Annotated in this window: 20 protein-coding genes; 11 read left to right on the forward strand and 9 right to left on the reverse strand. The window is 74.3% G+C overall.

Annotated features, from left to right (window positions below):
* Positions 1 to 5: 5 nt before the first annotated feature.
* Positions 6 to 1,394, reverse strand: a complete 1,389-nt coding sequence (locus ABD976_RS22690) for an amidase (RefSeq protein WP_345366449.1) — start codon at positions 1,392 to 1,394, stop codon at positions 6 to 8.
* Between the two features lie 172 nt (positions 1,395 to 1,566).
* Here ABD976_RS22690 and ABD976_RS22695 point away from each other — a divergent pair, with 172 nt between their 5' ends.
* The 3 genes from ABD976_RS22695 to ABD976_RS22705 all read left to right on the forward strand — a co-directional run bounded on the left by ABD976_RS22695 (position 1,567) and on the right by ABD976_RS22705 (position 3,462).
* Positions 1,567 to 2,010 (forward strand): universal stress protein, encoded by a 444-nt coding sequence (locus ABD976_RS22695; protein ID WP_345366450.1) that lies wholly within the window; start codon positions 1,567 to 1,569, stop codon positions 2,008 to 2,010.
* Positions 2,011 to 2,059: 49 nt separating this feature from the next.
* Positions 2,060 to 2,371 carry a GNAT family N-acetyltransferase gene (locus tag ABD976_RS22700; RefSeq protein ID WP_345366452.1) on the forward strand — a complete coding sequence of 104 codons (312 nt, stop codon included), beginning with the start codon at positions 2,060 to 2,062 and terminating at the stop codon, positions 2,369 to 2,371.
* A 110-nt stretch (positions 2,372 to 2,481) separates the two neighbouring features.
* Positions 2,482 to 3,462, forward strand: a complete 981-nt coding sequence (locus tag ABD976_RS22705; protein ID WP_345366454.1) for an aldo/keto reductase — start codon at positions 2,482 to 2,484, stop codon at positions 3,460 to 3,462.
* Between the two features lie 5 nt (positions 3,463 to 3,467).
* Here ABD976_RS22705 and ABD976_RS22710 read toward each other — a convergent pair whose 3' ends face one another.
* A complete protein-coding gene (locus ABD976_RS22710; protein ID WP_345366456.1) occupies positions 3,468 to 4,523 on the reverse strand; it encodes a VIT1/CCC1 transporter family protein in 1,056 nt (351 codons plus the stop codon).
* A 96-nt stretch (positions 4,524 to 4,619) separates the two neighbouring features.
* Complete coding sequence (locus tag ABD976_RS22715; protein ID WP_345366458.1) at positions 4,620 to 5,192, reverse strand: type 1 glutamine amidotransferase domain-containing protein; 573 nt, start codon at positions 5,190 to 5,192, stop codon at positions 4,620 to 4,622.
* Positions 5,193 to 5,317: 125 nt separating this feature from the next.
* Between ABD976_RS22715 and ABD976_RS22720 the strand changes: the two genes are divergently transcribed.
* Complete coding sequence (locus ABD976_RS22720; RefSeq protein WP_345366460.1) at positions 5,318 to 5,872, forward strand: YceI family protein; 555 nt, start codon at positions 5,318 to 5,320, stop codon at positions 5,870 to 5,872.
* Between the two features lie 7 nt (positions 5,873 to 5,879).
* On the opposite strand, the gene ABD976_RS22725 is transcribed toward ABD976_RS22720, so the two are convergent.
* The 3 genes from ABD976_RS22725 to ABD976_RS22735 form a co-directional block, all read right to left on the reverse strand.
* Positions 5,880 to 6,365: a YciI family protein gene (locus ABD976_RS22725; RefSeq protein ID WP_345366462.1), complete on the reverse strand. Its 486-nt coding sequence runs from the start codon at positions 6,363 to 6,365 to the stop codon at positions 5,880 to 5,882.
* 15 nt (positions 6,366 to 6,380) lie between these two features.
* On the reverse strand, positions 6,381 to 6,758 hold the full coding sequence (locus ABD976_RS22730; protein WP_345366464.1) for a VOC family protein: 378 nt from the start codon (positions 6,756 to 6,758) through the stop codon (positions 6,381 to 6,383).
* Positions 6,759 to 6,872: 114 nt separating this feature from the next.
* Positions 6,873 to 8,123, reverse strand: coding sequence for an RNA polymerase sigma factor (locus tag ABD976_RS22735; protein ID WP_345366466.1), 1,251 nt, complete (start codon positions 8,121 to 8,123; stop codon positions 6,873 to 6,875).
* 168 nt (positions 8,124 to 8,291) lie between these two features.
* Here ABD976_RS22735 and ABD976_RS22740 point away from each other — a divergent pair, with 168 nt between their 5' ends.
* A complete protein-coding gene (locus tag ABD976_RS22740; RefSeq protein ID WP_345366468.1) occupies positions 8,292 to 8,480 on the forward strand; it encodes a hypothetical protein in 189 nt (62 codons plus the stop codon).
* A 38-nt stretch (positions 8,481 to 8,518) separates the two neighbouring features.
* Here ABD976_RS22740 and ABD976_RS22745 read toward each other — a convergent pair whose 3' ends face one another.
* On the reverse strand, positions 8,519 to 9,847 hold the full coding sequence (locus ABD976_RS22745; RefSeq protein WP_345366470.1) for a carboxypeptidase regulatory-like domain-containing protein: 1,329 nt from the start codon (positions 9,845 to 9,847) through the stop codon (positions 8,519 to 8,521).
* Between the two features lie 150 nt (positions 9,848 to 9,997).
* Here ABD976_RS22745 and ABD976_RS22750 point away from each other — a divergent pair, with 150 nt between their 5' ends.
* The 5 genes from ABD976_RS22750 (at position 9,998) to ABD976_RS22770 (ending at position 15,462) form a co-directional block, all read left to right on the forward strand.
* Positions 9,998 to 10,627: an NUDIX hydrolase gene (locus ABD976_RS22750; protein ID WP_345366471.1), complete on the forward strand. Its 630-nt coding sequence runs from the start codon at positions 9,998 to 10,000 to the stop codon at positions 10,625 to 10,627.
* Positions 10,628 to 10,720: 93 nt separating this feature from the next.
* Positions 10,721 to 11,194 (forward strand): TSCPD domain-containing protein, encoded by a 474-nt coding sequence (locus ABD976_RS22755; RefSeq protein ID WP_345366473.1) that lies wholly within the window; start codon positions 10,721 to 10,723, stop codon positions 11,192 to 11,194.
* A 28-nt stretch (positions 11,195 to 11,222) separates the two neighbouring features.
* A complete protein-coding gene (locus ABD976_RS22760; RefSeq protein WP_345366475.1) occupies positions 11,223 to 12,149 on the forward strand; it encodes a pseudouridine synthase in 927 nt (308 codons plus the stop codon).
* Between the two features lie 44 nt (positions 12,150 to 12,193).
* Positions 12,194 to 14,479: an ATP-binding cassette domain-containing protein gene (locus ABD976_RS22765; RefSeq protein WP_345366477.1), complete on the forward strand. Its 2,286-nt coding sequence runs from the start codon at positions 12,194 to 12,196 to the stop codon at positions 14,477 to 14,479.
* A 47-nt stretch (positions 14,480 to 14,526) separates the two neighbouring features.
* Positions 14,527 to 15,462 carry a threonine/serine dehydratase gene (locus ABD976_RS22770; RefSeq protein WP_345366479.1) on the forward strand — a complete coding sequence of 312 codons (936 nt, stop codon included), beginning with the start codon at positions 14,527 to 14,529 and terminating at the stop codon, positions 15,460 to 15,462.
* Positions 15,463 to 15,488: 26 nt separating this feature from the next.
* Here ABD976_RS22770 and ABD976_RS22775 read toward each other — a convergent pair whose 3' ends face one another.
* A complete protein-coding gene (locus ABD976_RS22775) occupies positions 15,489 to 16,736 on the reverse strand; it encodes an SLC13 family permease (protein ID WP_345366481.1) in 1,248 nt (415 codons plus the stop codon).
* Between the two features lie 40 nt (positions 16,737 to 16,776).
* Entirely contained in the window at positions 16,777 to 17,880 is a 1,104-nt protein-coding gene (locus ABD976_RS22780) for a PrpF domain-containing protein (RefSeq protein ID WP_345366483.1), read from the reverse strand.
* A 122-nt stretch (positions 17,881 to 18,002) separates the two neighbouring features.
* Between ABD976_RS22780 and ABD976_RS22785 the strand changes: the two genes are divergently transcribed.
* Positions 18,003 to 18,950, forward strand: a complete 948-nt coding sequence (locus tag ABD976_RS22785; protein WP_345366485.1) for a LysR family transcriptional regulator — start codon at positions 18,003 to 18,005, stop codon at positions 18,948 to 18,950.
* Positions 18,951 to 18,967 lie beyond the last annotated feature (17 nt).

Here is an 18,967-nt window from a genome sequence, read left to right on the forward strand (position 1 = left end):
CGGCGCTACCCGAACTCCGGCCACCGCGGTGGCTCCGGACCGATCCGCTCGAAGGCGGCCACCATCCGCAGCACACCGGTGTCGTCGAAGCGCCTCCCGGTGATCTGCAGCCCCACCGGGCTGCCGTCGGCGGTCCAGCCGCAGTTCACCGACGCGGCGGGCTGGCCGGACATGTTGGCGCCGAGGGTGAAGGCGATGTGCTCCAGCGGGCGCAGCGGATCGCCGGTCGGGTAGGCGGCGTCGGCCGGGAACGCCGGGATCGGGGCCACCGGGGACAGCAGGAAGTCCAGCCCGCCCAGCGCCGCGTGCGCCGCGGACGCGATCGCGTCCATCCGGCTGAACCCGTGGAAGACCTCGGCGGCCGTGGCGTCCCGGACGCTGCTCGCCCACCGCGCGATGTCGGGCAGCACCAGCTCCCGCCGCGCGGCGGGCAGCGCCAGCAGGTCCGACCACGCCCGGAACCGCCAGAACCGGTCGAGGCCGTCGAGCATCTCCCGGGTCAGGAACGGCTCCACCGGCACCACCTCGGCGCCCGCCGCGGCGAACGCGGCGGCGGCCGACTCGACGGCCGCGGTCACCTCCGGGTCGACGTCGAGCCCCACCCGCTGATCCAGCAGCAGGCCGAGGCGCAGCCCGCGGAGTTCGACCTCCGGCGTCGACCAGTCCAGCGCGGCGGGCGGCAGCGCGGTGTGGTCGCGCTCGTCGGGTGCGGCGATCACCGACATCGCCAGCGCGGCGTCGGCCGCCGAACGGGTCATCGGGCCCACCGCGCGGCCGTAGTAGGGCGGATCGACGGGCACCCGCCCGAAGCTGGGCTTGAGCCCGACGATGCCGCACCACCCGGCGGGCAGCCGGATCGACCCGCCGATGTCGGTACCCAGGTGCAGCGGGCCGTACCCGGCGGCGGCCGCCGCCCCGGCCCCGGAGCTGGATCCGCCCGGCGTGCGCAGCGGGTTCCACGGGTTGCGGGCGAGCTGGTGGGCGCTGGAGACCCCGGAGGAGAGCATCCCGTAATCGGGCATCGTGGTCTTGGCCACGAACACCGCCCCCGCCTCCCGCAGCCGGGCCGCGGCCGGGGCGTCCGCCGCCGCGGGCACCGGCTCGGTGGCCGCCGTGCCCAGCAGCACCGGCACCCCGCGGGTGGCGATGTTGTCCTTGATCGTGGCGGGCACGCCGTCGACGGGCCCGAGCGGCTCACCGCGCGCCCAGCGGCGCTCGGACTCCCGGGCGGCCGTCCGGGCACCGTCCGGGTCGTAGGCGTAGGTGGCGCCGAGCACCGGCTCCGCGGCCTCCACCCGGGCCAGCACCGCGGCCACGACGTCCACCGGGGAGAATTCCCCGGACCGGTAACCGGCCACCACGCGGGCGGCCGGGAGATCAGCGAGTCCGCTCATGCCGCGCCTCCTCGATCCGCCCAGTCTCGACCGCCCGCCGACCGGGGCGCAGTGGACATCGTGTCGGTGAACGGTCCTCGGCCCGGGCAGGCCGCCTCTTGACGGCGCCGCCGTGCGGGGCGGCCCGGAACGCGGCACAGTCGCCTCGACGGCTCACCGGCGGGAGGTGGCGATGGCCGAGGTCCCGGACAAGATCGTCGTCGGGGTGGACGGTTCGGCGGAGTCCCGGGCCGCCCTGGCCTGGGCGCTGCGGCAGGCGCGGCTGACCGGCGGCCACCTGCTCGCGGTGCGGTCCTGGGACGGCCCGTCGGCCGGGATCGGCGAGGTCGCACCCGACCGGCACGACCTCGACGCCGACGTGGCCCGCGACCTCGGCGAGATCGTCGCGGACGTCGCGGGTGGCGAACCCGGCGTCCACGTCACCCGGGAGGTCGCCCACGGGCACCCGGCCAAGGCGCTGCTCGACGCCGCCGCCGACGCGGACCTGCTCGTCCTGGGCAACCGGGGACGCGGCGGGTTCACCGCGGCGCTGCTGGGTTCGGTCACCCAGTACTGCACGCACTACGCCGCCTGCCCGGTCGTCGTGGTCCGGCCGGACCAGCGCTCCACCGGGTGACCCGAACGTGGCGCACAATCGGGAGGACCGACGCGCGACGGAGGCGACGATGAGCGACGAGACCCGGATCTTCGACAACACCGAGGCCCAGCGGTTCGAGCTGCACGCCGGTGAGCAGCGGGTGGGGCTGGCCGACTACCGCCCGCAGGGCGGCGCGCTGGCCCTGGTGCACACCGAGGTCGACCCGCGGCACGGCGGGCACGGGTACGGCAGCGCCCTCGTGCGGGCCGCGCTGGACTCCGCCCGCGACCGGGGACTGTCGGTGCTGCCGCACTGCTCCTTCGTCCGGGACTGGATCGGCGCGCACCCCGAGTACCTCGACCTGGTGCCGGAGTCCCAGCGCCCGTCCTTCGGGCTCTGACACCACGGGCTTCGGGCTCTGACACCGCGGGCGCTGCCGGTGACCCGCGCCCCCGGCAGCGCCTAGGCTGGTCGCGGCCCGGCACCCCCACCAGGAACGGAGCACCGATCGTGTCCGACATCCCCCGCCGCCGCCTCGGCAGCACCGGTCCGGAGGTCAGCGCCCTCGGCTACGGCGCGATGGGCCTGTCCGGCGTCTACGGCAGCGCCGACGACGCCGAGTCCGGCCGCCTGCTGCACCAGCTCCTCGACCTGGGCATCGACTTCCTGGACACCGCCGACGTCTACGGCCAGGGCCACAACGAGCGGTTGATCGGCGGCCTGCTGGCCCAGCGGCGCGACGAGGTCGTGCTGGCCACCAAGTTCGGCGCGGGCGCCGAATCCGGGCTGGGCCGCCCGGACAACGTGCGCACCAGCCTGGACGCCAGCCTGCGGCGCATGGGCACCGACCACGTGGACCTGTACTACCTGCACCGCCTCGACCCGACCACGCCGATCGAGGACACGGTGGGCGCGATGGCCGAGCTGGTGCGCGCGGGCAAGGTCGGGCACCTCGGGCTCTCCGAGGTCAGCGCCGCCACCCTGCGCCGCGCCCAGCAGGTCCACCCGATCAGCGCCGTGCAGCAGGAGTACTCGCTGTTCACCCGCGATCTGGAGGCGGACCTGCTGCCCACCGCCCGCGAACTCGGCGTGGGCGTGGTCGCCTACTCCCCGCTCGGCCGCGGCGTGCTGACCGGCGCCATCCGCGACATCGCCGACGTGGAGAACCTCGACGAACGGCGCACCCGGTACCCGCGCTTCGAGGAGGAGAGCCTGCGGCACAACATCGAGCTGACCCGCCCGCTGCGGGAGCGGGCCGACGCGCTGGGGCTGACCCCGGCGCAGCTCGCCCTCGCCTGGCTGCTGGCCCGGGGCCAGGACGTGGTGCCCATCCCGGGCAGCCGCCGGATCGGCAACGTCGAGGCCAACGTGCGAGCGGCCACGGCGGAACTCGACCCGGCGGTGGTGGCCGAGCTCGCGGAGCTGTTCCCGGCCGGAGCGGCCTCCGGCGAGCGCTACACCCCGGCGGGCATGGCGCGGCTGGACCGCTGACCGCCTCAGCCGACGGTGGCGCCGAAGACCAGGCCCAGGACGTAGGTGGCGGCCGCCGCGCCGTACCCGATGGCGAGCTGGCGCAGCGCCCGGGTCAGCGGCGGCGCCCCCGACATGACGCCGACGGCGGCGCCGGTGAGCATCAGCGCCAGCCCCACCAGCACGGCCGCGGCGATCACCGGCGCGGGCCCGGTGGCGCCGCTGAGGAAGGGCAGCACGGGCACCGCGGCTCCCGCGGCGAAGAAGCAGAAGCTCGACGTCGCGGCCTTGAGCCCGGTGCCCACCACCTCGTGGTCCTGCCCGGGCCGGTCGGCGGCCGGGGCGAGCTGCGGGTTCCGCAGCACCTCGTCGGCGTGCTCCCGCGCTTCCCGCTCGGACATGCCCCGCGCCCGGTAGACCAGCGCGAGTTCGTTGGCGTTGACGTCGAGCTGGGGCACCACGGCGCTGGTGCCGGTACCGGGCGCGGCGGCGGCCAGCAGCTCGCGCTGGGAGCGCACCGAGATGTACTCCCCCGCACCCATCGACAACGCCCCGGCCAGCAGGCCGGACAGCCCGGTGAGCAGGATGACCGAACTCGGCACCCCGCCGCCGATGACGCCCAGCACCAGGGCCAGATTGCTCACCAGGCCGTCGTTCGCGCCGAAGACGGCGGCGCGGAAGGTGCCCGACAGCCGGGCGCGGCCCCGCGAGGCCAGCGCCCGGACCACCTCTTCGTGCACGCGCTCGTCGGCGGCCATCGCCTCCGTCGCGTCGGGCTCGGTCCGGTACGGCGTGCGGCTCTCGGCGCGCTGCGCCAAGGCGAGCACGAACACCGAACCGAACCGCTTGGCGAGCTGCACCAGCACCCGCATCCGCAACCGGCCGCGCGCCGGGCGGTCGGCCTCGGGGCCGAGCAGCTCGACCCAGTGCGCGGCGTGGCGCTCCTCGGCGTCGGCCAGGCCCAGCAGGATCTCCCGTTCCTCGCCGCGGCGCCGTCCGGCCAGCTCGCGGTAGACCGCCGCCTCCTCCCGCTCGTCGGCGAGCAGGCGCCGCCAGCGGCGGATGCGTCGGGCTTCGGGCACGCGTCCACCCTTCCAGCCCGCACCGGCGGCCACCACCGCAGCCACGAGCCGGGGCGCCCCCGGCTGGGGACGCCCCGGCTCCGCCGTTCGGCGGGCTCAGGCGCTGCGGGCCTGGGCCCGGTGCTTGCCCTCGCCGATCTCCTCGACGGCCTTCGCGCAGAACGACGGCAGGTCGTCCGGCCCGCGGCTGGTGACCAGCCCCTTGTCCACGACGACCTCCTTGTCGACCCACTCGGCGCCCGCGTTGACCAGGTCGGTCTTCAGGCTCGGGAACGAGGTCAGCGTGCGGCCCCGCACCACGTCGGCCTCGGCGAGCAGCCACGACGCGTGGCAGATCGCCGCGACGGGCTTCTCCTGCGCGAAGAACGCGTGCGCGAACCGCACCGCGGCCGGTTTGGTGCGCAGGAAGTCGGGGTTCGCGACGCCGCCCGGCAGCACGAGGGCGTCGTAGTCGTCCGCGCTCACGTCGTCGACGACCTTGTCCACCGGGAAGGTGTCGGCCTTGTCCAGGTGGTTGAACCCCTGCACGGTCCCCGCGCCGGTCGAGACCAGCTCCGGCATGGCGCCGGCGTTCTCGACCGCCTTCCACGGCTCGGTCAGCTCGACCTGCTCGACGCCCTCGGGCGCGACCAGGAACGCGACCTTGCGACCAGTGATGTCCGCGGTCATGCCACCTCCTCGACTCGGACCGTACGCAGGGGGAGTCCCCGCCGGTGGCGGCGCTGAAACCCGGCGGGCGGGAGCCGCCGGGCCGTGCGACCGTCGCGGACGAACCGTCCTACCCGGGAGCCGTGATGAGCCGATCCAGCCAGCCGGGAGAACTGACCGGCGACTACATCATCGATCCCGCGCACTCGCGGCTGGGCTTCGTGGCCCGGCACGCGATGGTGACCAAGGTGCGCGGTCAGTTCAGCGACGTCGAGGGCGACATCCACCTCGACGAGGCGTCGCCGCGGGACTCGACCGCGACGGTGCGGATCAAGACCGCGAGCATCGACACCGCCCAGCAACAGCGCGACGACCACCTGCGCAGCGCGGACTTCTTCGACGTGGAGACCTACCCGGAGATCGTCTTCCGGATCGACGCCATCGAACCCAAGGGCGGCGACCTCTACGCGGTCAGCGGCGAGCTCACCATCCGCGACGTGGCCAAGCCGATCACCTTCGACCTGGAGTTCACCGGCCTGGCCCACGACCCGATGGGCAACACCCGGGCCGGCTTCGAGGGCAGCACCCAGATCAACCGCAAGGACTGGGGCCTCACCTGGAACGCGGCCATGGACAGCGGCGGCTTCCTGGTCAGCGAGAAGGTCACCCTCGAACTCGACATCTCCGCGATCAAGCAGTGACCGCGCCTCACCCGTCCTGCCCGGAGGGCTCCGCCAGGGGCCGCACTTCGACGGCGGCGAAGCGGGCGTCGGGGATGCGCGCCGCGATCTCGGCCGCCCGTTCCGGGCTGGCGCAGTCGACGACGAGGTAGCCCGCCAACTGCTCCTTGGTCTCGATGAACGGTCCGTCCGTCGCGGCGAGCGTCCCGTCGCGGACCCGGACGGTCCTGGACAGCGACGGGGCGGCGAGCGCCTGCCCGCCGAGGAGCTCGCCGGATTCGGTGATCTCGGCGTGCCCGGCCTCGGCCTGCCGGGTGAGCTCCGCGCGCTCCTCCTCCGGCAGGGCGAGGAACTCCGGTGCGCGCAGGTACGTGGGGTGCTCCCAGTTCTCCGGGTTGCTGTAGATCAGCAGCAGGTACTTCACCCTCGGCTCCTCCTGCGAGCGGTCGGCTCCGCCAGCGTAGTGCGCACCCGCCGGGTGCGGGTCGGTGGTGCCCGCGGCGGTCGCGGGCACCACCTCGGGCGCGGGTCAGGCGGTGCCCGCCAAGCCGACCAGGTTGCCCTCCGGGTCCGCGAAGTGCGCGACGACCAGGTCGCCGCCGGGTGCCTTCGCCGGTCCCATCAGGCGGGTCCCGCCGAGGCTCTCGGCCTGCGCGAGCGCTTCCGCGACGTCGGGGACTCCCACGTAGAAGAGGGTCCGGCGCGCGTAGCCCGCGCCGCCCCCGATCCCGCCGTTGATCCCGCCGGTCGTACCGCCGTCGACGAAGCCGTAGTCGCCCGGTGCGGAGACCTCGTCGGTCGCGGCATCACCGGTGTGGAACTCCCACCCGAACAGCTCGCCGTAGTAGGCCCGCAACGCGGCCGGGTCCTGGCCGATGACCTCGAAGTGCACCACTGGGTGGCCCATGATCGCTCCTGTCCGCGCCGTGCCCCGGCGCTGCTCCGGCGGCGCCTGGCGACGCCGCTCGCACCCGGAGGTCGGAGCCGTCGACGTCCTCTCGACATCTCCTGCCGCGCGGATTCAGCGGCCGGGCGCCCGGGCCAACCCGCGCTCCTGCTCCCGCAGGTAGCGCTGCTCGGGCAGGCTGGTCGCCAGCCGCGCCGCGATCCGGTAGGAGGTGCGGGCGCCGTCGTGATCGCCCGCCCGCTCGAGCAGGTGCGCCCGCACCGCGTGCAGGCGGTGGTGCCCGGCCAGCCGCCGGTCCTCCTCCAGGGCCGCGATCAGGTCGAGGCCCGCGCGCGGCCCGTGCACCATCGCCGCGGCGACCGCGCGGTTGAGCGCGACCACCGGGCTCGGGGCGAGCTCCTGCAACAGCTCGTAGAGCGCGAGGACCTGCGGCCAGTCGGTCTCCTCGGCCGACGGCGACTCCGCGTGGACGGCGGCGATGGCCGCGTGGAGCTGGTAGGGCCCCAGCGGTGCGGTCGCGAGGGTCCGGGTGAGCAGCTCGACCCCTTCGGCGATGGCGTCCCGGTCCCACCGGCCGCGGTCCTGCTCGGCCAGCGGGATCAGCCCACCGTCGGCCCCGGTCCGGGCGGACCGGCGCGCGTCGCACAGCAGCATGAGCGCGAGCAGACCCGCGACCTCGCCGTCGTCCGGGAGCTGCCGGTGCACGATGCGGGTGAGCCGGATGGCCTCGGCGGTCAGCTCCGCGCGGTGCAGCTCCGGTCCCGAGGTCGCGGTGTAGCCCTCGTTGAAGACCAGGTAGAGGACGTGCAGCACGGCGCGCAGCCGTTCGGCGCGGTCCTCGGGCGGATCGGCGAACCGGGCGCCGGTCGCCTTGATCCGCTGCTTGGCGCGGCTGATGCGCTGCGCCATCGTGCTCTCCGGGACCAGGAAGGCCCGCGCGATCTGCTCGGTGGTGAGCCCACCGACGGCGCGGAGGGTGAGCGCCACCTGCGAGGGCGGCGAGAGCGCCGGGTGGCAGCACAGGAACAGCAAGGTCACCGCGTCGTCGTCGGGCTCGCCGGCGACGTCGGCCGGCGGGGCGAGGTGCTCGTCCGGCGGTCGCAGGGCCGCGGCCGCCGTCTCCCGGCGCCGGCGCGAGCGCTCGCTGCGGATCAGGTCGATCAACCGGCGGGAGGCGACCGCGATCAGCCAGCTCAGCGGGTCGTCGGGGGTCCCGCCCCCGGGCCACCGGGTCGCCGCGGCGAGCAGCGCTTCCTGCACCGCCTCCTCCGCCAGGTCGACGTCGTCGTAGCGGCGCACCAGCGCGGCCAGGACCCGCGGAGCGAGCGGCCGCAGCAGCGCGTCGAGGTCGGTCGGCACGACCACGGTCCCGCACACCCCCGTTCCCGGCACCCGGCCCGTTCCCGGCGCCCTCTGGTGCCCGGCGAGCGGACCGAAGCCTGCCACAGCCGGAGCGGTTGCGGCGCGGCGGCGCCGCGCGCGTCCGGGCACCGGGTAGGGTCTCGGCCGCATCCGGCGGGCGTGGGAGGGATGATGGTCGCCAATCGCAAGGCCGTGCTCGGGATCGTCGCCGTCGCTGTCGTGGTGGGCGGATTCCTGATGATCCGCGACCCGGTCGGCGCCGCGGCGGCGGTGCGCGGGGCCTGGGACGTGCTGCTGACCGCGGTGTCGGCGGTCTTCCGCTCCCTGACGACGTTCTTCCAGCACCTGTTCGAGGGCTGAGCGCCCGGCCGACCGGCGGCGGTCGGCCGGGCGGCGGGTCAGCGGGCCGCGGGCACCGCCCGGGCGGCCGCCTCGGCCGCCAGGGCGAAGTCGTGGTCCTGGGTGCGCCCCGCGTGCAGGTGCACCCGGTCCACGGCGGGACGCATCCCCGGCGCGGACACCACGACCGTGACGTGCTCGCCGGGCAGGTCCTGCACCTCGTAGCCGCCGTCGCGCGCGGCCACGATCCGGGCGAGCTGCATCCCCGAGGTGTCGGTGACGGTGATGATGGCACCGGGCACCGGCTCGCCGGAGGCGTCCCGCACGACCCCGGCCAGCGTCCGGTGGTGCACCGGCTTCGGCGCCGCCAGCAACGGGTCGACCACCGCGTCGCCCTCGTCCTCGTGCTCGTAGCCGCCGGCCTCGGCGTCCTCGGCCTCGCCGCCGCGGCGCGCGCGGAACTCGTTGAAGGCGACCAGTCCGACGCCGACGACCAGCCAGACGCACAACCCGAGGACACCGGGTGCGACGCCCGCGCCGTCGAAGTACATGATGCCGCGCATCGCGTCCACCGTCTGCCCCAGCGGCAGCAGCGGGTGCAGCGCCTGGAAGAACGGCGGGACCAGCTCCTTCGGGATCGCCCCGCCGCTGGAGGGCATGCTCAGCAGCACGAACAGGCCCATCGCCACGCCGGGGATGAACTGCTTGAAGATCGGCACCAGCCCGAAGGTCACCCAGGCGACGGCCTGGGTCAGCAGGAACCCGACCAGCATGAGCACCGGCTGGTTCGGGACCACCTCCAGCACCCGGGCGACGCTGTAGCAGACGACCGCGGCGAGCGCGCCGATGCCGACCAGGGAGGAGAGCTTCTGCCGCAGGTTCAGCGGCGCGCGCAGCAGCATCATCACCGCGATGTAGGGCGAGATGTTCATCGCCAGCAGGCAGTAGAGCAGCGCGGTGCCCATCGTGTCGCCGGGCGCGTTGGGCGCCAGGTCGATCATCTGGAGCTGGTCCCCGGAGGCCGAGGCGACGGGGGCGAAGGTCTGCTGGAGCACCTGCATCATCGCGGCGCCGTTGGCCTTGGCGTAGAAGAGGTCGCCGTCGGCGGGGTCGTAGGCGGCGATCGCCTCGCGGTCCAGGACGGACTCGCGCGCGGCCTGCTCATCGGGCACCGCGGAGACGTCGACGGCGCCCGGCATGGCCTGCTCGAAGCTGCCCGCGAGCTGCTGCGCCGCGCCCTGCCCCACGACCGAGACGGGCATGTCGTGCGGCGCCGGGGAGTGCATCGGGAGCAGGTAGAAGACCATGAACCCGACGATGAAGAAGACGGGGAACCACAGCGTCGACGCGAGCGTTCGGATCAGCGATTTCGGCTGGTCCTCGGACAACGGACCTCCTCAGGGATTCGGCGTGCTCGTGCTGCGGACGGGCATCGTCGCCCCGCATGACATTCAGTTGCATCGCACAACCATTTGCGAGGCTAACTTATTCCCGAGGCGCGTGCCACAATGCCCCCGTCGATCGATCAGGAGGTGCCGATGCCCGCCCCCTCGCGCGACGGCGCCGATCCGCGCACCGACCGCGCCGCGCTGACCGACCGGCTGCGGGCCTTCCCGGTGCGCCCGCTCGACCCCGCCGGGCACCGGGCCTCGGCGGTGGCCGTCGCCGTGGCCGACGACGGGACCGGTCCGGGGATCTGGCTGACCCGGCGGGCCGCCACCCTGCGCGCCCACTCCGGGCAGTTCGCGCTGCCGGGCGGGCGCCTCGATCCCGGCGAGACCGCCGAGGACGCGGCGCTGCGCGAGCTCGACGAGGAACTGGGGGTGCGGGTCGATCCCGGGCAGGTCCTCGGGCGGCTCGACGACTTCGCCACCCGCTCCGGCTACGTGATCACCCCGGTGGTGGTGTGGATCGGCGCCGCTCCCCCGCTGCGCCCGAACCCGGCCGAGGTCGCCCACGTGCACTTCGTGCCGTTCGGGGAGCTCGACGTCGCACCCACCTACTCCCGGATCGCCGAATCCGACCGGCCGGTGATCGGCCTCCCGCTGGTGGGCACCCTGATCCACGCGCCGACGGCCGCGGTGCTGCACCAGTTCACCGAGGTCGCGCTGCACGGGCGGCCGACCAGGGTGGCCCACCTGGAGCAGCCGCTGTTCGCCTGGCGGTGAGCCGGACGGGCCCACGCCCACCCGCCGACCGGACCACCCCCGCGCCTGCTGTACGGTCGCCGAGATCATCCGGTGAAGGAGCCGTTGCCGCCGATGACCCCCAGCCGACTCGTCCGCCCGCGGCGCAAGCGCCCGGTCATCGCGCTGGACCCGGGCACCGCGCGCCGGCGGCCGTCCCCGCGGCGGGGCGGCACCGCGCGGCACTTCGAGATCGACGGCGTCGAAGGCGTGCTGATCACCAACTCCTACCCGGACGGCACGCTGGGCGAGCTCTGGGCGCGCATCGGCGCGGGCGCCGATCCGCTCGCCGGGCTGCTGGACGGCCTGCTGGCCGGGGTGTCGACCGGGTTGCAGCACGGCGTGCCCCTGGAGTCGTACGTGCGCCGCTACGTGGGGACCCGCTTCGACCCGGCGGGGCCCGTCTCGGACCCCGACCTCGACCGCTGCACCTCGGTGCTGGACTACGTCTTCCGGCGGGTGGCGCTGGACCACCTCGACCCGGCGGACCGCACCGCGCTGGGCGTGCTCACCACCGACGAGCTCCGGTACCGCGCGGAACGGGGCTGACGGACCCCGCGGCTATCCTCGCGGGTCGATGCGACGCACACCGCGCTCCCCGCTGCCACCGCGCGACGGGGTCGACGCCACCCGGATCCGGCTGCCCGCCGAAGGCCCCTGGGCGACGGTGCTGGAGCACCTCGTCGAGCGGCTGCCGATGCTGCCCGCGGACCGGATCGAGGCGATGCTGCGCGCGGGGGAGGTCGTCGGCGAGGACGGCCCGGTGGGCCCCGCCGCGCCGTTCGTCTCCCGCGCGTCGGTGTGGTTCCACCGCGACCTGCCGACCGAGGTGCCGGTGCCCTTCGGCCTCGACGTGCTGCACCGCGACGAGGACCTGGTGGTGGTCGACAAGCCGCACTTCCTGGCCACCACCCCGCGCGGCGGGCACGTGGCGCAGACCGCCCTCGTCCGGCTGCGGCGCGAGCTCGGGCTGCCCGATCTGAGCCCGGCGCACCGGCTGGACCGGATGACCGCCGGGGTCGTGCTGTTCGTCGTGCGCCCGGAACTGCGCGGCGCCTACCAGGGGCTGTTCCAGGACCGCGCGGTGCGCAAGGTCTACGAGGCGATCGCCCCGCACGACCCGGCCGTGGCGCTGCCGCGCACGGTGCGCAGCCGGATCGTCAAGGAGCGCGGCGTGCACGCCGCCCGCGAGCTGCCCGGCGAACCGAACAGCGAGACCCGGGTCGAGCTGCTGGAGCGGCGCGGCGGTCTCGCCCGCTACCGGCTGCTCCCCCGCACCGGGCGCACCCACCAGTTGCGGGTGCACCTGAACTCGCTGGGCCTGCCGATCGTGGGCGACGAGCTGTACCCGGTCATCGCCCACCGGGCGCCGGACGACTTCACCGACCCGCTGCGGCTGCTCGCCCGGTCGCTGGAGTTCACCGACCCGGTGTCCGGGCGACCGCGCCGCTTCGACAGCGCCCGCGCGCTGGAGTGGCCTTCCGAGGCCCACCCGATCAGGTAGGCTGAAGCGTCTTCTTACGGCGTAAACTAATCAGGACGGGTGGCATGGGTACTCCGCGTTCAGCTCCGCCCGCCGCCGACGACCACGACATGATCGAGGTCCGAGGCGCGCGCGAGAACAACCTGGCCGACGTGTCGGTCGACATCCCCAAGCGACGGCTCACCGTGTTCACCGGGGTCTCCGGCTCCGGGAAGTCCTCGCTGGTCTTCGGCACCATCGCCGCCGAGTCGCAGCGCCTGATCAACGAGACCTACACCACCTTCCTCCAGTCGTTCATGGGCAGCCCCGCGCGGCCCGACGTCGACGCCCTGCGCAACCTCAGCGCGGCGATCGTCGTCGACCAGGAGCGGATGGGCAGCAACTCGCGGTCCACCGTCGGCACCGCCACCGACGCGCTGACCATGCTGCGGATCGTCTACAGCAGGCTCGGCGAGCCGCACGTGGGCACCGCGTCGGCGTTCAGCTTCAACAGCCCCGAAGGCATGTGCCCGGAGTGCGAGGGGCTCGGCCGGGTGGCGACGATCGACCACGGCGAGCTCTACGACATCGGGCGCTCGCTGAACGAGGGCGCCATCACCGCGCCCGGCTTCCAGGTGGACTCCTGGTACTGGCAGACGATCGCGCACTCCGGCTTCGTCGACCCGGACGTCCGGCTGGCCGACTACACCGAGCAGCAGTGGGCGGACTTCCTGCACAAGCCGCTCACCAAGATCAAGGTGGGCACCTCGAACCTGAGCTACGAGGGCCTGCTGGTCAAGCTGCAGCGGCTGTACCTGGGCAAGGACCGGGAGTCCATGCAGCCGCACATCCGGGCGTTCGTGGACCGCGCCGTGGTGTTCGCCGAGTGCCCGGAGTGCGGCGGTTCCCGGCTCAGCGCCGCCGCGCGCTCGGCCAAGATCGCCGGACGCGGCATCGCCGACTGCGCCACCATGCAGATCGACGAGCTGGCCGCGTTCGTCGGCGGGATCGACGACCCCTCGGTGGCACCGCTGCTGACGACGCTGCGCGCCACCCTGGACTCGCTGGTGGAGATCGGCCTCGGCTACCTCAGCCTGGACCGCGAGTCCGGCACGCTGTCCGGCGGCGAGGCCCAGCGGGTGAAGATGGTCCGCCACCTCGGGTCCAGCCTCACCGACGTCACCTACGTCTTCGACGAACCGACCGTCGGCCTGCACCCGCACGACATCGCGCGGATGAACGACCTGCTGCTGCGGCTGCGGGACAAGGGCAACACCGTGCTCGTGGTGGAGCACAAGCCGGAGGTCATCGCGATCGCCGACCACGTCGTCGACCTCGGTCCCGGCGCGGGCTCGGCGGGCGGGCGCATCGGCTACACCGGCGACGTCGCCGGGCTGCGGGCCTCCGGCACCCCGACCGGCAGGCACCTGGACCACCGCGTCGCGCTGCGCGAGCCCGTCCGCAGGTCCACCGGGGCGCTGCGGATCGAACGCGCCCGCGAGCACAACCTCAAGGACGTCGACGTCGACATCCCGCTCGGCGTGCTCACGGCGGTGACCGGTGTCGCCGGCTCGGGCAAGAGCTCGCTCGTCCACGGCTCGCTCGGCACCCGCGACGACGTGGTGGTGGTCGACCAGTCGCCGATCCGCGGTTCCCGGCGCAGCAACCCGGCCACCTACAGCGGCCTGCTCGACGCCGTCCGCGCCGCCTTCGCCAAGGCCAACGGCGTCAAGCCGGGGCTGTTCAGCGCCAATTCCGACGGCGCCTGCCCGAAGTGCAAGGGCATCGGCGTGGTCTACACCGACCTGGCGATGATGGCCGGGGTCGCGTCGGTCTGCGAGGAGTGCCGAGGCGCCCGCTTCAAGCCCGAGGTGCTCGCGCACACCTTGCACGGCAAGAACATCAGCGAGGTGCTGGCGATGTCGGTCGCCCAGGCCCGCGAGTTCTTCGCGGGCAGCCGGGCGGCGCGGGCCGTCCTGGAACGGCTCGACGACGTGGGGTTGGGCTACCTGCGGCTCGGGCAGCCGCTGACCACGCTGTCCGGCGGCGAGCGGCAGCGGCTCAAGCTGGCCATCCACATGGCCGAGAAGACCCGGACCTACGTGCTCGACGAGCCGACCACCGGGCTGCACCTGGCCGACGTGGACCAGCTCCTCGGCCTGCTGGACCGGCTGGTCGACGACGGCGCCACGGTCGTGGTCATCGAGCACCACCAAGCGGTGATGGCGCACGCGGACTGGCTCATCGACCTCGGCCCGGGCGCGGGTCACGACGGCGGCCGGGTGGTGTTCACCGGGACACCGGCGGAGCTGGTCGCCTCGGGCACCACGCTGACCGCCCGCCACCTGCGCGAGTACGTGGGCCGCGGTTGACGGACCGGCCCCGTCCGGGGACGCGGCCGGTTTCCTACACTCGGCCGGTGATCGCTCTCACCGACGTCGAGTCCGCCGCCCGCCGCATCACCGGGCACGTCCGCGACACCCCGCTGGTGGAGGTCACCGGCGAACTCCCCGGTGCCCGGGCCTGGCTGAAGCTGGAGTTCCTCCAGCACACCGGGTCGTTCAAGGCGCGCGGGGCGTTCAACCGGCTGCTCGGCGCGGCCGAGGACGGCGGCCTGCCGGAGGCGGGCGTGGTCGCCGCCTCCGGCGGCAACGCCGGGCTGGCCGTCGCGCACGCCGCCGCGCGGCTCGGGGCGTCCGCCGAGGTGTTCGTCCCGCTGACCGCGCCCGCCGTGAAGGTGGCCCGGCTGCGCGAGCTCGGCGCCCGGGTGATGCAGGTCGGCGAGCGCTACCTCGACGCCTACCGGGCCGCGACCGAGCGGGCCGAGCTCGGCGGTGCGCTGTTCTGCCACGCCTACGACCAGCCCGAGGTGGTGGCCGGGCAGGGCACCCTCGGGCTCGAACTGCTGCGGCAGAGCGCGGACGAGGTGGACACCGTGCTGGTCGCCGTCGGGGGCGGCGGGCTGATCGCCGGGATCGCCGCCGCCACCGAAGGGCGCGCGCGGGTGGTCGGGGTCGAACCGCGCACCAGCGCCGCGATGCACGCCGCGCTCGAGGCGGGCCGCCCGGTCGACGTGCCGGTGTCCGGGGTGGCCGCCGACTCGCTGGGCGCCACCAGCCTCGGCGGCATCGCCCACGCCGTGCTCGGGCGCACCGGGGCGGAGTCGGTGCTGGTGGACGACGAGGCGATCGTCGAGGCGCGCCGGGAGCTGTGGCGGCGGCACCGGCTCGTCGTCGAGCACGGCACCGCCGCCGCGTTCGCCGCCCTGCGCACCGGCGCCTACCGCCCCGCCCCGGACGAGCGGGTCGCGGTCGTGCTCTGCGGCGCGAACACCGATCCCGCCGACCTCGGCTGACCCCCGGGGCCGTCCGCACCAGGCGTTCAGAGCGCCCCGGGAACCACGAAGACCCCCCACGCCAGCAGCGGCCCGGCGCCGACGATGCCCGCGGTGAAACCGATGATCTGCTTGTAGAAGCGGTCCCGGTCGACACCGCGGGCGTTGCTGAGCACCAGGGCGCCGTTGGTGGAGAACGGCGAGGTGTCCACGATGGTCGTCGAGATGGCCAGCGCCGCGATCAGGCCCACCGCGCTGAGCTGGCTGGCCAGCAGCAGCGGCACGGCGATCGGGATGATCGTGGTGAGGATCGCGGTGGAGGAGGCGAAGGCCGACACCACCGCGACCACGAAGCACAGCAGCAGCGCCACGAACAGCGGTGCCCCCATCCCGGCGGCCCCCTCGGACACGGCGTCGATGGTGCCCGCCTCCTCCAGCACGCCCACGTAGGTCACCATCCCGGCGACGAGCAGGATGGTCGACCAGCTGATGCCGTCGACCGCCTTGGCCTGGCCGCGCACGTCGACCAGGGTGAGCACCGCGCCCGCCGCCAGCGCCAGGAAGCCGATCTCCAGGTGGAACACCAGCGCGCCCACCACGAGCCCGGACAGCGCGACCAGGGTGAGTCCCTGCCGCCAGGTGATCCCCGCTCCGTCCACCCCGGACCGCTCCTCGGCGGTCGGTTCGACCGGCTCGGGCCGCTTGCGGCCCAGCAGCGCGAAGGTGAGCACCGACAGCAGCACGTTGAACCCGAAGCTGGCGAAGAACAGCGTCGCGGGCGCGATGCCGAGCGCGGTGTTCTCCACCATGCCGAGCACCAGGGCACCGGAGACCGCGATCGGCGAGAACGCCCCGGCGTGCGCCCCGCTGATCACCATCATCCCGATCATGAGCTGGCTGATGCCGTAGCGGTGCGCGAAGCTCATCCCGATCGGGACCAGCAGGGCGACGGCCGCCGGGGTGAAGGTGCCGAAGGCGGTGAGCACCGCGGCGATGCCGAACAGCACCCACGGGATCAGCGCCACCTTGCCGCGCACCAACCGGACCCCGCCGCGCACCAGCAGGTCGATGGTGCCGTTGCGCTGGGCGACGGAGAACAGGTACGTCACGCCGACGATCGTGACGAACAGCGATACCGGGAACCCGGCGAAGATCTCGTCCTCGGTCATCCCGAGCGACCAGGTGCCGACGAGGAAGGCACCGATGAACGCGAGGATTCCGATGTTGATGGGCAGCGCGGTGGCGATGACGAACATCGCCCCCAGCGCGCCGAGGGAAATCATTTCGGCAGACATCTTTGTCCTTGGGTCGAACCGTCCTGCGTGGACGGGCGGATCAGCTGGCGGGGCAGGCGATTTCGGGGACGAGGAGATCGGCTTCGCACAGGATGCGCGCGGCGCGGCGCACGGTGACCCGGGCCGGCGCGGACCCGGCACCACCGGAGCAGCGCACCGGGACCACGCCCGCCGGGGTGGCGATGCGCACCGCCGCGGCACCCGCCGCCGCCGAGGATTCGTGCACCACCGAGCCGGCGATCAGGTTCGCCGTCGCCACCGCCACGGCCGAGGTCAGCCCGATCGCCGGGTGCGGGTCGTTCATCGACAGCATCCGCACCGAGACGTCGTGGTCGGCGGGGGTCACGCGCTCCCCCAACGAGGTCCGCGCCGCGGCGGGCGGGCCGACGAGGCCGACCTTGGGCACGGCGTCGTCGTCGGCGGGCAGCCCCATCCGCACGGCCGCCGCGCGGCGCACGGCGCGCAGCAGCTCGACGTCCGCCCGCATCCGGGCGGTGTCCTCGGACCCGGTGCGGCCGAGGTCGGCGGCGGCGACGAGCACCGCGGGGGCGCCCGCGTCGAGCAGGGTGGCGCGGACGTCGGCACCGGCCACCGGGAGGTGCTCGACGACCTGCCCGCTGGGCAGCAGCGCACCGGTCCCGCCACCGGCCGGGTCCAGGAAGGTGAGCCCCACCGCCACTCCGCCCGCGCGGGTGCCCGGCACGGTCTGGGTGCCGAACTCGTGGACCCGGCCGCCGGTGGTGTCGACCTCGGCTTCGAGGACCGCACCGGTGTTGGTGTTGCGCAGCACGACGGTGGTCAGGTCGCCGGTGACCGGGACGAGTCCGCGCGCCACCGACCACAGCGCGATGGCGGTGGCGCAGTTCCCGCAGTTGCTGCCCCACTCGACCCGCCCGGTGCCGATGCCGACCTGCCCGAACAGGTACTCGACGTCGGCTCCGGGCCCGGCGCAGCGGCGGACCACGGCGGCCTTGGAGGTGGTCGGGGTCGCGCCGCCGACCCCGTCGAGCTGGACCGGATCGGCGGCGCCGTAGGCGTTGACGAGCAGCGCCTCCAGCGCGTCGGACGCGGTGGGCACCGCGGCGGCGTCGAAGAGCCAGCACTTGCTGGTACCTCCTCGGACCAGGGTTGCGGGTACGTGCACGGCAGTCGCTTCCTGTTCGGCGGGGCAACGGTCGACCTACCCTGACGCCGCCGCGCCTTCAGTACAATGTCGTCGATCTAAAGCTGCGTTGAGCGTGGCTAACAGCTCGCCGGGAGGTCGAAGTGCTGGACGTGCGCCGCGTGCTGCTGCTCGTCGAGGCGGCCGAGCGGGGATCGCTGACCGCGGCGGCGGAGGCGCTGGGGGTCACCCCGTCGGCGGCCTCGCAGCAGGTGTCCCGGCTGGAGGCCGAGGTCGGCCAGCCGCTGCTGCACCGGCTGCCGCGCGGCGTCCAGCTCACCGACGCGGGACGGGCGCTGGCCGAGCGGGGGCGGGTGATCCGGCGCGAGCTGCGGGGCGCGGAAGCCGACGTCCGGGCGCTGGCCGAGCTGGACCGCGGCACGTTGCGGCTGGGCTCCTTCCCCACCGCCAGCGCGTCGCTGCTGCCGCTGGCGCTGACCCGGTTCGCCCGCAAGCACCCGGGAACGCGCACCAGCGTCCGCTCCGCGCTGCTGGCCGAGCTGCTGGAGGCGCTGCACACCGGCGACGTCGAGCTGGCCCTGCTGTGGGACTACGAGTGGAACCGGCTCGACGATCCCGCGCTGGAGATGGTCCACCTGATCGACGACCCCACCGTGCTCGTCGTGCCCGCCAACTCCGAACTCCTCGACTCCCCGGTGGTGAGCCTGGCCGAGCTCGCCGGGCAGGAGTGGATCATCCGGGCCGACAACCACCCGGTCGCCGAAGTGCTGCGCCGGAGCTGCCGCCTGGCCGGGTTCGAACCCGCCATCTCCTACGAGTCGCACGACTACCAGGAAGCGCAGGCGATGGTGGCGGCCGGGCTCGGCATCGCGGTCGCCCCGCGGCTGGCGCTGACCAACCGCAGGCACGACGTGCGGCTGCTCGGCTTCGCCACCGACGTCCCGGCACCGACCCGGCGCATCCTGCTCGCCCGGACCGCCCAGCGCGCGCCGACGCCCGCGGTCACCGCCATGTCCGGCGAACTGCGCTCGGTGGCCCAGAAGTTCGCCGGCAGCGCCCTGCACCGCGCCCAGCTCGGCACCGTGCGCTGAACCGTGCTGGGATGGGC

Source organism: Saccharopolyspora cebuensis (assembly GCF_039542665.1).
GTDB lineage: Bacteria > Actinomycetota > Actinomycetes > Mycobacteriales > Pseudonocardiaceae > Saccharopolyspora > Saccharopolyspora cebuensis.

What these genes read in the sequence shown, in the direction of transcription:
- ABD976_RS22690 (WP_345366449.1), bottom strand. Translation starts at nt 1,394, where the DNA reads ATGAGCGGACTCGCTGATCTCCCGGCCGCCCGCGTGGTGGCCGGTTAC.
- ABD976_RS22695 (WP_345366450.1), top strand. Translation starts at nt 1,567, where the DNA reads ATGGCCGAGGTCCCGGACAAGATCGTCGTCGGGGTGGACGGTTCGGCG.
- ABD976_RS22700 (WP_345366452.1), top strand. Translation starts at nt 2,060, where the DNA reads ATGAGCGACGAGACCCGGATCTTCGACAACACCGAGGCCCAGCGGTTC.
- ABD976_RS22715 (WP_345366458.1), bottom strand. Translation starts at nt 5,192, where the DNA reads ATGACCGCGGACATCACTGGTCGCAAGGTCGCGTTCCTGGTCGCGCCC.
- ABD976_RS22720 (WP_345366460.1), top strand. Translation starts at nt 5,318, where the DNA reads ATGAGCCGATCCAGCCAGCCGGGAGAACTGACCGGCGACTACATCATC.
- ABD976_RS22730 (WP_345366464.1), bottom strand. Translation starts at nt 6,758, where the DNA reads ATGGGCCACCCAGTGGTGCACTTCGAGGTCATCGGCCAGGACCCGGCC.
- ABD976_RS22740 (WP_345366468.1), top strand. Translation starts at nt 8,292, where the DNA reads ATGGTCGCCAATCGCAAGGCCGTGCTCGGGATCGTCGCCGTCGCTGTC.
- ABD976_RS22750 (WP_345366471.1), top strand. Translation starts at nt 9,998, where the DNA reads ATGCCCGCCCCCTCGCGCGACGGCGCCGATCCGCGCACCGACCGCGCC.
- ABD976_RS22755 (WP_345366473.1), top strand. Translation starts at nt 10,721, where the DNA reads ATGACCCCCAGCCGACTCGTCCGCCCGCGGCGCAAGCGCCCGGTCATC.
- ABD976_RS22760 (WP_345366475.1), top strand. Translation starts at nt 11,223, where the DNA reads ATGCGACGCACACCGCGCTCCCCGCTGCCACCGCGCGACGGGGTCGAC.
- ABD976_RS22765 (WP_345366477.1), top strand. Translation starts at nt 12,194, where the DNA reads ATGGGTACTCCGCGTTCAGCTCCGCCCGCCGCCGACGACCACGACATG.
- ABD976_RS22775 (WP_345366481.1), bottom strand. Translation starts at nt 16,736, where the DNA reads ATGTCTGCCGAAATGATTTCCCTCGGCGCGCTGGGGGCGATGTTCGTC.